The 14,979-nt window shown below is 60.5% G+C and carries 12 protein-coding genes and 2 pseudogenes; 8 read left to right on the top strand and 6 right to left on the bottom strand.

What is annotated here, in order from left to right:
- Positions 1–138: 138 nt before the first annotated feature.
- Both DW49_RS0120235 and DW49_RS0120230 read right to left on the bottom strand, forming a co-directional pair.
- On the bottom strand, positions 139–390 hold the full coding sequence (locus tag DW49_RS0120235) for a hypothetical protein (protein WP_024419605.1): 252 nt from the start codon (positions 388–390) through the stop codon (positions 139–141).
- A 90-nt stretch (positions 391–480) separates the two neighbouring features.
- Complete coding sequence (locus DW49_RS0120230) at positions 481–1,320, bottom strand: TauD/TfdA dioxygenase family protein (RefSeq protein WP_005617766.1); 840 nt, start codon at positions 1,318–1,320, stop codon at positions 481–483.
- Positions 1,321–1,458: 138 nt separating this feature from the next.
- On the opposite strand from DW49_RS0120230, the gene DW49_RS0120225 reads away from it, so the two are divergent.
- Positions 1,459–1,962, top strand: coding sequence for a GNAT family N-acetyltransferase (locus tag DW49_RS0120225; protein ID WP_005617765.1), 504 nt, complete (start codon positions 1,459–1,461; stop codon positions 1,960–1,962).
- Between the two features lie 327 nt (positions 1,963–2,289).
- Positions 2,290–2,874: an ATP phosphoribosyltransferase regulatory subunit gene (locus DW49_RS0120220; RefSeq protein ID WP_005617764.1), complete on the top strand. Its 585-nt coding sequence runs from the start codon at positions 2,290–2,292 to the stop codon at positions 2,872–2,874.
- 40 nt (positions 2,875–2,914) lie between these two features.
- Here DW49_RS0120220 and DW49_RS1000000133730 read toward each other — a convergent pair.
- A pseudogene (locus DW49_RS1000000133730) lies at positions 2,915–3,019 on the bottom strand (LysR family transcriptional regulator); the annotation flags it as partial.
- On the opposite strand from DW49_RS1000000133730, the pseudogene DW49_RS0120215 reads away from it, so the two are divergent.
- Both DW49_RS0120215 and DW49_RS0120210 read left to right on the top strand, forming a co-directional pair.
- A pseudogene (locus DW49_RS0120215) lies at positions 3,007–3,522 on the top strand (zinc-dependent alcohol dehydrogenase family protein); the annotation flags it as partial. The pseudogenes DW49_RS1000000133730 and DW49_RS0120215 sit on opposite strands and share 13 nt — an antisense overlap.
- 102 nt (positions 3,523–3,624) lie before the next feature.
- Complete coding sequence (locus DW49_RS0120210) at positions 3,625–4,083, top strand: metallophosphoesterase family protein (protein ID WP_005617762.1); 459 nt, start codon at positions 3,625–3,627, stop codon at positions 4,081–4,083.
- A gap of 118 nt (positions 4,084–4,201) precedes the next feature.
- Here DW49_RS0120210 and DW49_RS0120205 read toward each other — a convergent pair whose 3' ends face one another.
- The gene (locus DW49_RS0120205; RefSeq protein WP_005738466.1) at positions 4,202–4,696 is read right to left on the bottom strand and encodes a copper chaperone PCu(A)C; all 495 of its coding nucleotides are present in this window, start codon (positions 4,694–4,696) and stop codon (positions 4,202–4,204) included.
- Positions 4,690–5,295, bottom strand: a complete 606-nt coding sequence (locus DW49_RS0120200) for an SCO family protein (RefSeq protein ID WP_005617760.1) — start codon at positions 5,293–5,295, stop codon at positions 4,690–4,692. Before DW49_RS0120200 ends, DW49_RS0120205 begins: the two co-directional genes overlap by 7 nt.
- Before the next feature lie 394 nt (positions 5,296–5,689).
- On the opposite strand from DW49_RS0120200, the gene DW49_RS0120190 reads away from it, so the two are divergent.
- A complete protein-coding gene (locus tag DW49_RS0120190; protein WP_005617758.1) occupies positions 5,690–8,188 on the top strand; it encodes a TonB-dependent receptor plug domain-containing protein in 2,499 nt (832 codons plus the stop codon).
- Here the strand turns inward: DW49_RS0120190 and DW49_RS0120185 are convergent.
- Positions 8,185–9,123 (bottom strand): helix-turn-helix transcriptional regulator, encoded by a 939-nt coding sequence (locus DW49_RS0120185; protein WP_024419607.1) that lies wholly within the window; start codon positions 9,121–9,123, stop codon positions 8,185–8,187. The genes DW49_RS0120190 and DW49_RS0120185 overlap by 4 nt on opposite strands.
- 146 nt (positions 9,124–9,269) lie before the next feature.
- On the opposite strand from DW49_RS0120185, the gene DW49_RS0120180 reads away from it, so the two are divergent.
- The 3 genes from DW49_RS0120180 (at position 9,270) to DW49_RS0120170 (ending at position 14,951) form a co-directional block, all read left to right on the top strand.
- Positions 9,270–11,273, top strand: coding sequence for a TonB-dependent receptor (locus DW49_RS0120180; RefSeq protein ID WP_005617754.1), 2,004 nt, complete (start codon positions 9,270–9,272; stop codon positions 11,271–11,273).
- 154 nt (positions 11,274–11,427) lie between these two features.
- Entirely contained in the window at positions 11,428–13,209 is a 1,782-nt protein-coding gene (locus DW49_RS0120175) for an ABC transporter ATP-binding protein (RefSeq protein WP_005617753.1), read from the top strand.
- On the top strand, positions 13,206–14,951 hold the full coding sequence (locus DW49_RS0120170; RefSeq protein WP_005617751.1) for an ABC transporter ATP-binding protein: 1,746 nt from the start codon (positions 13,206–13,208) through the stop codon (positions 14,949–14,951). Before DW49_RS0120175 ends, DW49_RS0120170 begins: the two co-directional genes overlap by 4 nt.
- Positions 14,952–14,979 lie beyond the last annotated feature (28 nt).

Below are 14,979 nucleotides of genomic sequence, written 5' to 3'. Positions count from 1 at the left end.
GGCATTGCAGGCTCGTATTGGTGTTGTGTGAGAACTCCAACAATACGGGCCTGTTCTCATAGGGATCAATAGGTTACGTCGAAACGGGAACAGACCCTAGCCGCAACGGCCAGCAGTTGCGGCGACCGTCAGGCCACGTTACGGCCTGGCGGGTTCATCCACCCGCGCGTACATCGTCACGGGCTCCAGAATGGCACTGGTGAATCGGTTTTCGTCGAACTGCACCCTGTACCGGGAAGAAACAGCCCTGGCCGAGCCCTCTGCGTTACGCAACGTCTCTGCAGACACATCAATCCCGAAATGAGGGAACGGCTCCTGAGCCACCCAGCCTCCGGCAGCCAGCACCAACAGTAGAAATACACCCGCGATGGGCTCTTTAGGTCCGCACATATCGCTTCTCCACTCAGGTAAAACGATTCGGTTCAAGATGAGCGACCGCTATACAGGCCGGGACGTCGCTCGCGTGTTGCCACCCTCGGTTCACTCGAAAGGCTCCTCGCCTTGCAGCTTGGTGCGGTGCATCATGCGCCCGCATTCAGGGTCGTACGCCTCTGCACGGTGCATGGTGCCGGTGTTGTCCCATATCACCAGATCGCCCACCTGCCACGCATGGCTGTAACTGAACGCCTCTGACGTGGCCCACTCGCGCAAGCCCACCAGAATCTGCGCGCTCTGCGCCAGGCTGGCACCGACAACATGCTGCGCCGTACACCCCAGAATCAGCGATTTGCGGCCGGAGCGGTGCTTCCACACCAGCGGCAGCTCCTTTTCGCCGATAGCCTGCATCGCCTTGAGCATGGCAAGACCGGGTTCCGGATTGTAATAGAGTAACGATGCCCATGGCGCGTGAATAACGCGTAAAGTTTCGTAACGTTGTTGATCAGCGCTCGACAGCGCGTCGTAAGCCGCATACGTATTACAGAAACCCGTGTTGCCTCCCCAAGAGGCCGTGACCTTACAGGACAACAGCGAAGCGAGGATTGGCGCGTCACTGCTCGTACCGTCGATGTGCCAGTAAAGCGAACCCTTGAGAAACTCGGCTCCCGCCGGGTTCTCTTTTACATCGAGACTGATTTTGGTGATGTTCTGGCCATCGCTGGCTTCCGGCGAAAAAGTCCCGAGCGTGCGAGTGAAAGCGATCTGCTCAGCATCGGAAAAGTGAATCTGCGGGAACACCAGCACACCTCGCTGCTCCAGCAGTTCTCGGATTTCCCCGGCGAATTGACCCGACAGCAACTCCTGCTTGCTGTTGAAAATACGCGCGCCAATACCTGGCTTGATGGATTCCTGCGACAGCTGAACGACCGAAGTGGCTAACATGATGCGACCCTCTTCATAAGTGAACACAACGGTACACTTATGAAGAAAAGTAAGCAACATCTTATTAAGTGAACTGGTTGTAGGCGGCGCAAACACCTTACACTGGCCGACCACCGGCCCTTCAAGGAATGAATCAACGTGCACGCTCCTGCCCCGCAAATCCTAATCCAGCGCATGGCTGAAACCCACCTCGAAGGCGTGACCGCGCTCTACAACGAGCCAGCAGTCTGCCGTCAGGTGTTGCAAATGCCTTTTCAGTCCATCGAGGTCTGGCGCCTGCGCCTGGCCAACAGCACTGAACGACAGGTGAAACTGGTCGCGCTGAATGGCGGCGAGGTGATCGGCAGCATCAGCCTGGAACAATACTCACGCAGCAGGCAAAGCCATGTCGGCTCTTTCGGCATGGGCGTCGCCTCGGCCTGGCAGGGCAAAGGCGTTGGCTCAAAGCTGCTGGCGGCGGTGCTGGACGTGGCAGACAACTGGATGAACCTGCACCGGGTAGAACTGACCGTGTATGCCGATAACGAGGCCGCACAAGGTCTCTATCGCAAGTTCGGTTTTGAAGTCGAAGGCCGCCTGCGCAACTACGCGGTGCGCGATGGCGCATTCGTCGATGCCTTGAGCATGGCGCGCCTGAGATAAGCCAAGGCGCTCGATTGCCGCTTGAGCAATCGCTGAAAGCATGCAAGGATCAGCCATGAATCAAATTCCTCAAAGCAACCGACATCACCATCACGGCGCCATCTCAAGGTGCTGCGGTTGCTTGTGCTCATCGATTGGTCAGGCTTAGGTTCATGCTCTGACCATCAGTGAAACAGACCAAGGCGCCCCAGGCGCCTTTTTTATTGCCTGGTTTTATTGCCTGGTTACTTACAAAAGAATCAGTTACCCGAAAATCAGTGGAGATCACACCTATGACCATGCTACGCGGAACCCGCATCGTGACCGGAACAGAAGCAGCAGCCTTGCGTGAAACGGAAAATCGTTTCCGGAGCTATCTTCATCGAAGCGGGCGCTGAGGAAGCAATCGTCCCGGCTTTATGGGGTCAGGACACGTTTATCGAAAAAGCCGGCGGCAGCGAAATCATCGGCCAGATGTGGGCCTTCAACGACAAGGCCGGGCGCGCCTGCTGCCTGATCCCAGAGGCAACTGCGCTGTTTCAGGAGCGCAGCGAATTGCTGCTGAACGGACGAAGCGAAGCGCTGTTTTTCTATGTGGCGCGCTGTTACCGGTATGAACGGCCCCAGGCTGGGCGCTATCGGGAATTTACTCAGTTGGGGCTGGAAATTCTCGGCCCCTCGCCACAACAGGCATTACTGTGCAGCCAGGCAATATGCACTGGCTTTCTCGACTCTCTGGGGCTGGATTATCAGCTGAACATTGCCGTCAAACGAGGCCTGAGTTATTACCTGGAAGGCAATGGCTTCGAGGTGCGCTGCCCGAAATTGGGTGCACAGCAACAGGTAGTGGGTGGCGGGGCCTATCGGGAGGGTGCCGGATTTGGCATAGGGCTGGAGCGACTGGTGCTGGCGCTTGGGCCTGGAGCTGATTGACGCACACTGACTGACAGCGCCTCTGCACTGAGGCGCTTGTCTACTGAGCGTCAAACCAGCAAGGATGCAGTCTCGGAAAATGCGCTCTCAACCACTCCACAAAGGCCTGCACCTGCGGCGCAAGATGCGACCGGCTCGGGTGGTGTGTCGATCTTTGCCGCGCAGATTGCAACGGCGCTGGGGGCGAACGTCATCGCGACCTCCAGCAAGGACGAAAACCTGCAAGCGGTGAAAGCGCTCGGGGCCGTCGCTGGCGTGAATTACCGAACCCATCCCGAGTGGGCAGAGGAAGTGCTGAAGCTCACCGACGGCAAGGGTGTGGACCTGTTGCTCGACGTGGCCGGTGGCGACGGCATCAATCAGTCGATTGCTGCCACAAAGGCGGGAGGACGCATCGCGCAGATCGGCTTTCTGACCGGCCAGACCTCGGCGCTCAACCTGATGCCTATGATCTTCCGCCAGACCACCTTTCGCGGCATCGCCGTAGCTCCCCGCTCGTCGTTTGACCGGATGAATGCGTTTCTCAACGAGCACAGGATTCGCCCGGTGATTGATCACGTCTACCCGTTCGAGCAGGCTCGCGAAGCCTATGAACACTTGGCCACAGGTGCATTCGGCAAGGTGGTGATCAAGGTCGGTAAAGACTGACCCAAGTGGATCGAAACCGGCTACGGCCCATCGCTTGCAACAGGCTGGACGCGCGCAACGGGTTACACTGCGCGCCCACCCTGCCCTGACCCGAGGCATTGCATGAAAGTTGGCGTGATTTCCGACACTCACGGGCTGCTCCGACCCGAAGCCATCGTGGCGCTTGAGGGCTGCGAGCAGATCATCCACGCCGGTGACATCGGCAGCCAGGACATCGTCGAGCAACTCGGCGCCATCGCCCCGCTGCACATCGTGCGGGGCAACAATGATGTAGACGCAGAGTGGGCAACATCCATCGCCGATCACCTGTGTTTCGACATCGAAGGCTGGCAAGTCCTGCTGGTCCACGACATCGCCGACGTTTCAGTGCTGCTGGATGACAGCGTGAGACTGGTCGTCACCGGCCATTCACACAAACCCCTCATCGAATGGCGCGGGAACACCCTGTACCTCAATCCGGGCAGTGCCGGAAGAAGACGGTTCAAGTTGCCGGTAACGCTGGCGCTGCTTGAAGTGGGTTCGGATGCGATGGCGCCGCATCTGTTGCAGTTGCTTGACTGATCGTTGTCGTTGCGGCGCTATGTGCTGTGTTTTACACGAAACTCGTTGAATCTCGTACCGATGCTCCGCGTCCGATCTTGAATGCGCGTTTGCTCAGGCGCGCGCACCCGTCAAGACATCAATGACCGCTGTGGTCACCGTGCCCGCCGTGCTCGTCAGTGGTCAGCGATTTGGCCACTGCGGTAACCTGAATCGACTCCTTCACGCCCTTGGCATCTTCAACGATCAGGGTCAGTGGCACCTTGTCGCCCTCTTTGACCTGCGCCGCCAGGCCCATGAACATGACGTGGTAGCCGTTGGCATCGAACACCACTGGCTTGCCCGCCGGCAGGTCGACCGAGGTGACACGCTGCATGCTCATCACATCACCTTTCATGCTCATCTGGTGGATCTGCACGGTCTTGGCAACAGGCGATGCAACGTCTACCAGTTTGCTGTCGGTGCTGGACGTGATGTGCATGAACGCGCCTGTGGCAGGCTGGCCCGGCACGGTGGCACGCACCCAGGCATCATCGACCTTGGTGTCGGCCAGCGCCTGAGCGCTCAGACCGAGCAGCGAAAGGGTCAGCAACAGTGGCTTTACGGCGTTACGAATCAGAACGGTCATCAGCATACTTCCATCAAAGTGAGCAGATCTTCGGTGCATTGTGGGGCAGACAGTATGTGCGACAAGCCCAGGCGCAGGACGCCACGGGTGTCGTAGACGTAACTGGTGGCGGTGTGGGAAATCGTGTAGGTATCGCCCAGCGGGACTTTCTCGAAAAACACGCCGAACTCCTTGGCCGTCGCGACGGTTTCTTCAAGCGTACCGGACAAGGCAACGAAGGTCGGATCGAAAGCCTTCACGTAGGCGTCGATCACCTCAGGCGTATCGCGCTCCGGGTCCAGAGTGATGAACACCACCTGGAGCGTCTTGCCCTCCTCGCCCATCAGCTTTCTGATCTGCGCTGCGCGCGCCAGCGCCGTCGGGCAAATGGCCGGGCATTGGGTGAATCCGAAGAAAATCATCGGCATCAGGCCGCGAAAACTCGAAAGCGTCTTGACGTTGCCTTGCGAATCCTTGAGCCGGAAGTTGCGGCCAACAATCTCGTTGCTCATGTCCTTGCCATGCTTGAACGGCAAGGCATTGGAATTGCCGCAGCCAGTCAGCAGGCCAAGGCTCAGCAACGAGAGGCCTGTGACCACCTCGCGGCGGGTCGGTCGGTACGTCATGTCTTACGTCCCCTGGAGGATAAGGCGCGTGGGTTCAGACAAATTCAAAGGCGGCGAATTTACCACTCAAGGACGGTGGGGAATACCGACAATCCTGTATCAAACCATGAGCAGGCGCGCAAACGTCGGCCTCATGGGCTGCGCTGCACGGTGCGACAAAACAGCACAGGCGGTTCGACAATCACCAAGCCTTCGCAAACGCCACAGGCACGCTTGGCAGTAAATGCAAAATATTCATGTAACATACTTATATAATTCAATACATTTATAATTAACATATAACCAAAAGGCCTTTCCCAGCCTGCTTTCATAACTCTATATTCGCCAGCAGACCGACCCTGACCTGTGGAGGTGCCCAAGACCTTTTCTAAATGCTCATAAGGATCACCGTGTTATGGCCCTCCCTGCTCGCGCCATCTGCCACACCCTGCGCACCCCGTTGATCAAAGGCATGGCGCTCGTCAGCCTCGGCCTGATGAATCCGGCTCAGGCCGCCGATAAATCCACGGAAGAGGAAGCCCGCCTGGAAAAGGTCACGGTGATCTCCACCGGGGTGCGTGGCACGCAGCGCACCGTCACCGACAGCCCGGCCCCGGTAGACATCGTGACCAGCGATCAACTGCTCAAGACCGGCCGCGCCGACCTGACCGAAGCCATCGCCAAGCTGCTGCCATCCTTCAACTACGGCACCAACGTCGCGGGCTATAACTCGACCATCCGCCCGCTGTCCAACCGCAGCCTGGCACCGGCTTACACGCTGGTGCTGGTCAACGGCAAACGTCGCCACAACAGCGCCCTGCCCGCCAATGGCTCGACCGACAGCAGCGGCGCGAACTCGGTGGACATCGACATGATCCCGATCAGCGCGGTGGAGCGTATCGAGGTGCTCAAGGACAGTGCCGCCGCGCAATACGGCTCGGATGCGATTGCCGGGGTGATCAACGTGATTCTAAAATCCAGCGCCGAGGGCGGTCACCTGGGGGTGACTTACGGCAAGCTGTACAGCGGCGAAGGCGAAGTCAGCAAGTTTGAAGGCGACACCGGTTTCGAACTGGGCAACGGCGGCTTTCTGCACCTTTCAGCCGACGCCCGCAAACGCGGTGATGCCAGCTGGAACGAGAAAGCCACCAATACCGCCTACTTTCCCGGCGACCCCAGAGAGGCGACATGGGATCGGGTCGGCGTCAAGAATGGCGACCCGCAGATCAAGGCGTTCAACCTGGCCTACAACGCCGAACTGCCGCTGGATGACCAGACAACGCTGTATTCCTACGGCACCTACGGGCAGCGCGACGCCATTATCAATAACTACTTCCGTTACCCCAACGGCAACGCCAACATCCCCGAGCTGTTCGCCGACGGCTATTACCCGCTCAACAACCTGGACGACACTGACTATCAGTACCTGATCGGTGGCAAGGGCGAGGCGCTGGGCTGGAACTGGGACCTGAGCACCACGTACGGGCGCAACAACAATCATCAATACAGCGACCTGACCATCAACCCGTCGCTGGGACCGGCCTCCCCGACGTCATTCGATGACCTGGCGACGTATCGATTCGAGCAATGGGTCAACAACCTCGACATCACCCGCGCCTTTGACGGGCTGTTTGGCGTGCCGCTGCAAGTGTCCGCAGGGCTGGAACATCGCTGGGAGCGTTTCCGGACGTTCTCCGGCGACGCGCAGGCCTATCAGGTGGGCGGTTATCGCTTTCCGGCGAGCCTGCCCAACGGTCAGGCCAACCCACTGGCCGGGCAACTGGCATCGATTGCCGCGCAGGCCGCCGCCGTTATCTCGCCGCAGGATGCCACCAGCCTGCAACGCAACAACTATGCGGCCTACGTGGATTTCGGCATCACCCCGATCGAACCGCTGTTTGTCGGTCTGGCGCTACGCGCCGAGCACTTCGACGATGACTCGGGCAACACGGTCAGTGCCAAGCTCAACTCGCGCTACGAATTCACCGACACCTTCGCGGTACGCGGCACCGTCGGCACCGGCTTTCGTGCGCCCTCGCTGACCCAGACAGGCTACAGCATCTCGGACAACCGGGTCGGTGCTGCGCCGGATGGCACCATTGTGCCCGCTGTGACGCGCATCGCGCCGGTCAACTCGGCGCTGGCCCAGGCACTTGGCGCGACCACCCTGGACCCGGAAAAATCGCGCAATCTGGGCTTCGGCGTGACCTGGCAACCGGCACCGCGCACCAGCCTGACGGCAGACGCCTACTGGATCGAAATCGCCGACCGCATCGCGCGCACCGAAAGCCTGTACGGCCCGGCGCTAGCGCCGATTCTCAGCGCACAAGGTGTCGACACCAGCACCTGGACCTCTTATTACGCCAACGCCTTCGACACCCGAACCCGTGGCCTGGACATCGTCCTCGACCACTCCAGCCAGTACGGCGCGTGGGGCGATGTGCGCTGGAGCGCCGGGTTCAACTACAACAAGACCCTCATCACCGACGTCAAGGATGCGCCCGCCGCCTTGCAGGGCCTGGGCAGTAACCCCGGCGGCAGCCTGACCTGGGTCGGCCGCGCCCGCGAAGGCGACCTGGCCGATGCACAGCCAAAAACCAAATGGGTGCTGGGCGGCAAATGGACGCTGGGCGATCTGGGTGTGAACCTGCAAACCACCCGCTACGGCAAGGTCAAGACCCTCCAGCAACTGGAAAGCGGCGACCGCAGCTTCGGTGCCAAATGGATTACCGATCTGGATGTGTCGTACACCCTCTACGACAACATCACGCTGAGCCTGGGCGGCACCAATATCTTCGATGTGCGCCCGGACAAACACGCAATCCCTTCCGCCGTCGGGCTGAATCTGTACGGCAACTCACCGTTCTATCCGGGCGGCGGCTTCTGGTACAGCAAGATTGCCTATGACTTTTAGCCTGCCGGCGTGAACACAACCTGTTCGTGGACCTGTTCGGCCGCCATTGCGCTGAAGTGCAGTGGGTTGATGCCGTAGTAACGACGAAACACCTTGGCGAAATGGCTGGCACTGGAATAACCCACTGCCGCCGCCACTTCGCTGACCGCCCCCTGTTGCTTCAACAGTTGCGCCGCCCGCTCAATGCGGACTTTCTGCAGATAGCCGTAGACGCCGCTGTCGTAGCTCTGACGAAACCCCTGCTTGAGCTTTTTGGTATTGAGCTCAACCGACTGGGCCAGCGATTCGATAGTCCAGTCCTGCTCGGGGTGCGCCTCCAGCAGCTTGCGCGCCCGTTCGACGCGCATCAGGTCACGGCCCCCCGCGTTGAGCCCGGTAAAATGCGCCAGGTCCTGAATATGCGCAGTCAACTGGCCAAGCATTTCATAAGCCTTGCCACGCAGCAGCAAATCCCTGGCAACCCCTTCAAGCTTGCAGCCGAGCATTTCCTGGCCAATGCGCCTTACCACCTGCGGTGCCGGAAACTGCACAAGCCGGGCCGTGCGATCCTGGGAACGGGTGTTTTCCCAAGGCCCCTGATAATCGAACAATTGACCGGCCAGATCGAGCATGCCCAATCGGTGCGCGGCAAAACTGATATTCACGCCGCGCCAGCAGGTGCCAGCGGGTACGAAGCCCTCGCCCCTGACCGGAACCGTCGAATGGAACAGGCAACAGTGATCTTCACGCCAGCTCAGCGGCGAGGTGTCGGCGAAGTAACGCCAACCCGAGCAGTTGGCGTGGTACGAGACGGTCAGCGATGCTTCGCAGAAAGCATCCAGATGCCGGTCTTCGTCGACCTGCCAGTCAATGAGCCGGATATCAAGCTCATCACCCACTTCATCGGTCAGGACCTTGGGCAGCTCGTAGTCAGCGCAATAATGATTGAGACTCATCGGCATGCACTCGTTTGGGAATCAGACTCAAATGATAACACTTATCAACTAAAGTACCGATTGCGCGCATTTCGACCCTGATCGCACGCGCAATGAAACGGTTAAGTCCAGAGAATACGGCCATTCCCTCTCACCCGAGTCTTTTCATGCAACGTTCCCTACTCAGCCTGGCAATCATGCTCGCGGTTTCCCATCAGGCGCTGGCCGATAACGTAATGACCTTGCCTGACATGCTGGTAACCGCCGGCAAGCGCGTGCAGTCTCAGGACCAGACCGACCTGGCGCTGTCGGTGGCAAGCCAGGCGGATCTGGAACGTGCCAATGTCTATGCCAGTGGCGACCTGGAGAGAGTATTTCCGGAACTGTTGATGCGCAACACCGGCGCAAGCGTATTCCCCAGCCTGAGCCTGCGCGGCGTTTCATCTTCTGACCCCTACAACGCGCCTGTCGGCATTTATGTCGATGGTGTGCCGCAATACCTGGGCACCTTCAATCAGCAGTTGCTCAATATCGAACACATCGAACTGCTCAAAGGCCCGCAAGGTACGCTTTACGGGCGTAATGCCCACGCCGGGGCACTGAATATCCTCACCCGTCAGCCGGACAACACGCCGACCGCCACGCTGCAAAGCCGCTTCAGCAATCTGCACCAACAAGTATCGGCGACCGGTTCGACGCCGCTGGTGGACGACAAACTGTTCATACAGGGCACCGTGTACCACGACGACACCGACGGCGAGCTGACCCGCAGCGAGCACCACGGCGACAGCGACAACGGGGGTGGCAATGTCGGTCTGACCTTCAAGCCCAACGAAGACTTCAGCCTCAAGCTGGCTTATGCCCGTGATCGCCTGACCTCCTACAACGAGCAGTATCTGGCAGACGCCACGTATGAAAAGCGTCGGGCAAGCGTTCCGCTGCTGGAGTCGGTCTATGTGCGCCGCGTGGAAACCAGCAGTGCAACCCTGGACTGGAACCTCAGCGATGCGCTCAAACTAACCTCCATCACCTCCTTGCAGAACTATCGACACGAGCGACTGTACGGCGATCTGGGTTTTCACTGGCCCGAAACCCAGCGCACCGTCAGCCAGGAACTGCGTCTTTCCACTCAGGGCGACGACCGTGCCTGGGACGCGGTAGGTGGACTTTACTGGCAGAAGAGCCGCAGCCACTCAGAGCGCGAACCTGACAGCAGCGCCCCGCTGTTCGGCATGTATGGCGTGGCCGACAGCCGCATCGAGAGTTCCGAAAAAGCAGTGTTTGGCGAATTCACCTGGCACCTGGCACCGCGCTGGGACCTGACACTGGGCGCACGGCACAGCGTCGAAAAAGCCGAAACCGATTACACCCAGGTTGATGCAGCCTTCACGCCCGGCTTCGTTTACAGCGGCAACGACACCTTCACCAGCACCACGCCCAAGATTGCCCTGGGTTTCCAGGCGACTCCGGACACGCGGCTGTATGCCTCGGTCAGCAAGGGCTACAAGGCCGGTGGCTACAATCGCATTGGTGCCATTACCCCGGGCGCCGTGGCGTATTCGCCGGAAAAATCGCTGAACACGGAGATCGGCGTCAAATCCAGCCTGCTCGACCAGCGCCTGTGGCTCAACGCCGCGCTGTACCGCATCGACATCGACGACGTGCAGCAATTCATCGGCGCCGCCGGCACCGGCACCCAGTCGCTGAGCAACATCGGCAAGGCCCGCAGCGAAGGCGCGGAGCTGTCCATGGACTGGCATGCAGATGAAGCCACCCTGATTCGTCTGGCGGGCACCGTCAACCGCAACCGCATGCTCGACTCCGAGCGCCAGGGCAACAGCCTGACGTACACGCCCGGACGCACCTTGCGCGCATCGGCCGAACACAGCTTCTACTTCGACGGCCTGCTGGGCGAGGTGCGGCCCAGCGTCGGCATCAGCTACACCGGCAAGCATTATTTCGACGTCGACAACGAGGTGTCGCAGGGCGGCTACAGCCTGGTGGACGCCCGACTGGCATGGCTGCCCATACCTGATCTGGAGGTTGCGCTGTACGGCAACAACCTCGGCGACAAGCACTACCACTCCTATTCCTATCTGTCTGGCGGCGCGCAGTTCAGCCAGCCCGGGCAAGGCCGGGAACTGGGGCTGAGTACCAAAATCAGCTTTTGATCTGAACAGACTCGACCAGGCTCGCGCACACGTGCACGAGCCCCATCGAGAAGCCACCGAGCCCATTCATCGGTAACAACGTCGGCCGCCCTTTCGGGTGTTCGTCAGCCGCTGCATGGCGAAATGACCGGTACGAATACCCAAGGAGTGCCCAATGAAGCGCAATCATGCTGCTGCCGACAGGCCCACAACCCGCCCCCTCAGCCATACCGGGCTGCTCAGACTGGCACCGGGCATGTTTGCCCTGTCGATCGGTTGCGCCGTGGTGTCAGCGCTGCTGAGCCTTGTACCGCTGTGGTGCATCTACAAGATCGCGCAGGTCTTGCTGAGCCCCTTGCCTGATGCACATGCGGCATTGGTCTGGGGCCTCTGGGCGCTGGCGGCGGTGCTGCTGCGCTGGCTGATCATGACCCTCAGCCATGTGAGCGCACATCTGGCGGCCTTCGAGTTGCTGTGTCAGTTGCGCAGCCGGATTGCCCGGCATCTGGGCGAAGTGCCGCTGAGCTTTTTCAGCCAGCACAGCAGTGCCGACCTGCGCCGCACAATGAGTGACGATGTCGGTGCGCTTGAAGGGTTCTTCGCTCACTCGCTGCCCGACTCTGTTTCAGCCGCAATCATGCCGCCGCTGACCCTGGCGGTGCTGTTCATCGTCGACTGGCGGCTGGCGCTGGCCTGTATCGCCCCGTTGCCGCTGGCGTTTCTTGCGCAGATGCTGATGGTGAAAGGCTCGGCCGAGCGCATGGCGCAGTGGCAAGGCATGCAGCAACGTATTTCACAAAGTTTCAGCGAGTACCTGCAAGGCATTCAGGTGGTGAAAAGCTTCGGCCTGACCAGCCTGCGCTTCGGCTCGCTGAGCAACGACATACGCGGTGCGGCAGAGTGGGTGGCCGGGTTTGCACGCAAGAGTTCGCTGTTCTGGGTGGTGTTTTCCGGGCTGCTGAGCGCCAGCCTGATGATCGTTGCACCGTTGGGCGCCTGGTTGCTGCTTAACGGCACTGTCACGCTGCAAACCCTGCTGTTGTTTCTGCTGCTGGCACCTGCCGCCCTGATGCCCTTGCTGCGCCTGACCTACATGCTCGGCGATCAGGTGCAGCGCAATGCCGCGCTGGCGAGGATCAACAGCGTGCTGCTCAGCCCGCCGCTGAGCGACAACGCCGATGCGCAAATCCCTGACGCCCCGCTGGACCTGTGCCTGGAAAACATCTGCCACGCCTATAGTGAAAAACAGGCGCTGGATCACGTCAGTTTCACTGCCCGGGCAGGTCAGTTGACCGCCCTGGTCGGCCCCAGCGGTTCGGGCAAAAGTACCCTGGCGCAACTGGTCAGTCGGTTGTTCGACGCCGACAGCGGCAGCATCACCCTGGGTGGCACCGAACTGCGCGACTGGCCACTGCAGGCGCTACTTGATCGGGTCGCGACGGTGTTTCAGCACGTGCACCTGTTTGACGGGTCGGTGCTCGACAATCTGCGCCTGGCCAACCCCGACGCCGATCAGGGGAGTGTCGAGGCCGCAGCACGTGCCGCGTGCGCCCATGATTTTATCGAACGCCTGCCGCAGGGTTATCACACAGCGATTGGCGAAGCCGGCGCGCAACTGTCCGGCGGCGAGCGCCAGCGCCTGTCGATTGCCCGCGCCTTGCTGAAAAACGCCCCCGTGCTGATCCTCGATGAAGCCACGGCCTACGCCGACAGCGAAAACGAGGTGCTGATCCAGCAGGCACTGGCCAACCTGTGTCGGGGCCGAACCGTCCTGATGATTGCCCATCGTCTGCACACCGTCATCGCGGCACAACGCATCGTCGTCCTCGATCAAGGCCGGGTGCTCGGCATCGGCCGCCATGAGCAGTTGCTTGAAAGCTGCGAGCTGTATCAACAACTCTGGCAAGACCACACCCGCATTCGCCAATGGCAACTGAGCAGTGGAGAACCCGCATGATTTCCAGTCTGATGCGCGCGGGCGAACGCCTCGCAGGGCAACGCGATCCACGCCTGAACAAAGGCTTGCGCCTGGCAGCCCTTGAAGGCCTGTTGAGCGCAGCGCCCTACCTGTTGCTGTACTGGCTGCTGGCGAGCCTGTTCGACAATACGCTGCAGGGCTGGAGCGTAATCTGGCTGGCGCTGGGCATGCTTGCCTGTCTGATCGCGCGAATTGTCGTCGGCGCCCTCGGCACACCGCTGATATTCACCGGTGCCTACGCAATGATGGCCAATGCCCGCCTGCGCCTGGTCGACCATTTACAGAAGCTGCCGCTGGGCTGGTTCGCGACCACCCACAGCGGAGAAGTCAGCGCTCAAGTCACCAGCGATCTGGCCATGGTCGAGCACCTGTGGTCGCACTTTCTCGGCGTGTTTGCGCTGTCGCTGGCTGAACTGACGTTTATTCTGCTTCTGCTGTTCTGGCTCGAACCCCTCCTCGCCTGCACGGTGTTGGTCACGTTGCCGCTTGCAGCGCTGGCAATCTACGTGGCAATCCGCAAGACGCTGCTGCACGCCGATCACATGCTCGCCACCAGCAACCGCACTCAGGCAGCGTTGCAGGAATACATTCAGGGCATTGCCGTGATCCGCAGCTTCGGACGTTTCGGCGGTGCCTTGCAGCGCTTGAACCGGGCGCTGGACGAGCAACACCGCGCAATGATCAGTATCGAACTGAAACCGGCAGCATGGGTCGCCCTATTCGGTCTGGTCATAGAGGCCGGTTTCATCCTCATGGTGCTGCTGGGCTGCAACCTGCTGCTCAACGGGCAGATGAGCATCCAGCACCTGATGACTTTCACCGTGCTGGCCTGGCCGCTGTATCGCAAGTCCATCGACCTGGGGTTTTCCATTCTGTTGCTGCGCTTCGGCCACCGCGCGCTGTCGCGCACCGAGCAGTTGCTCGACCAGCAACCGATGCCCGAGCCTGCGCAGCCTCGCAGCCCCGAACATTTCGATATCGACCTCAAGGATGTGCGTTTCAGCTATGCCGGACGCGAAGCGCCGGTTATCGAGGGGCTTTCGTGCCACCTGGCCGCTGGCACCCTGACTGCACTGGTAGGCCCCAGCGGCGCTGGGAAAAGCACCCTGGCGCAGTTGGTCGCCCGCCTTTGGGACATCGACAGCGGTCAGTTACGGATTGGCGGCATCGAGGCGCGGGAGATCGGCAGCGATCACCTGCAAAAGCACATATCGATGGTCTTTCAGGACGTCACGCTGTTCTCCGGCACGGTACTCGACAACCTGCTGGTCGGCAAACCCGACGCCAGCGAGCAGGAGGTCATTGACGCTGCACGTCTGGCCCACGCCCACACGTTCATCGAGGCGCTGCCCGACGGCTACGCCACGCGCATCGGCGAAGGCGGCGGCTGGCTGTCGGGCGGTGAACGGCAACGCCTTTCCATCGCCCGTGCGCTGCTGAAAAACAGCCCGATCCTGCTGCTCGACGAAGCCACCTCAAGCGTCGATCCGTCTTCGGAAGCCGCCATTCAGCGGGGCCTCGATGCGCTGGTACGTGCTCGCACCGTGCTGGTCATCGCCCATCGTCTGCACAACATCCAGCACGCCGACCAGATTCTGGTCATGGATCGCGGACGCATCGTGGAACGGGGCCGACACGCTGAGCTGTTGGCGCAGCAAGGGCTGTACACCCGCCTGTGGAACCGCCAGAGCCAGGCCCGGAACTGGCACCTGAACACTTGAATCCCCTGCGCCGCGCCACCTTGAGCGC

This window comes from Pseudomonas avellanae BPIC 631 (assembly GCF_000444135.1).
GTDB lineage: Bacteria > Pseudomonadota > Gammaproteobacteria > Pseudomonadales > Pseudomonadaceae > Aquipseudomonas > Aquipseudomonas avellanae.
This window is presented reverse-complemented; position numbering and strand designations above follow the sequence as displayed.

What these genes read in the sequence shown, in the direction of transcription:
- DW49_RS0120170 (WP_005617751.1), top strand. Translation starts at nt 13,206, where the DNA reads ATGATTTCCAGTCTGATGCGCGCGGGCGAACGCCTCGCAGGGCAACGC.
- DW49_RS0120230 (WP_005617766.1), bottom strand. Translation starts at nt 1,320, where the DNA reads ATGTTAGCCACTTCGGTCGTTCAGCTGTCGCAGGAATCCATCAAGCCA.
- DW49_RS0120205 (WP_005738466.1), bottom strand. Translation starts at nt 4,696, where the DNA reads ATGCTGATGACCGTTCTGATTCGTAACGCCGTAAAGCCACTGTTGCTG.
- DW49_RS0120210 (WP_005617762.1), top strand. Translation starts at nt 3,625, where the DNA reads ATGAAAGTTGGCGTGATTTCCGACACTCACGGGCTGCTCCGACCCGAA.
- DW49_RS0120175 (WP_005617753.1), top strand. Translation starts at nt 11,428, where the DNA reads ATGAAGCGCAATCATGCTGCTGCCGACAGGCCCACAACCCGCCCCCTC.
- DW49_RS0120200 (WP_005617760.1), bottom strand. Translation starts at nt 5,295, where the DNA reads ATGACGTACCGACCGACCCGCCGCGAGGTGGTCACAGGCCTCTCGTTG.
- DW49_RS0120235 (WP_024419605.1), bottom strand. Translation starts at nt 390, where the DNA reads ATGTGCGGACCTAAAGAGCCCATCGCGGGTGTATTTCTACTGTTGGTG.
- DW49_RS0120180 (WP_005617754.1), top strand. Translation starts at nt 9,270, where the DNA reads ATGCAACGTTCCCTACTCAGCCTGGCAATCATGCTCGCGGTTTCCCAT.
- DW49_RS0120190 (WP_005617758.1), top strand. Translation starts at nt 5,690, where the DNA reads ATGGCCCTCCCTGCTCGCGCCATCTGCCACACCCTGCGCACCCCGTTG.
- DW49_RS0120185 (WP_024419607.1), bottom strand. Translation starts at nt 9,123, where the DNA reads ATGAGTCTCAATCATTATTGCGCTGACTACGAGCTGCCCAAGGTCCTG.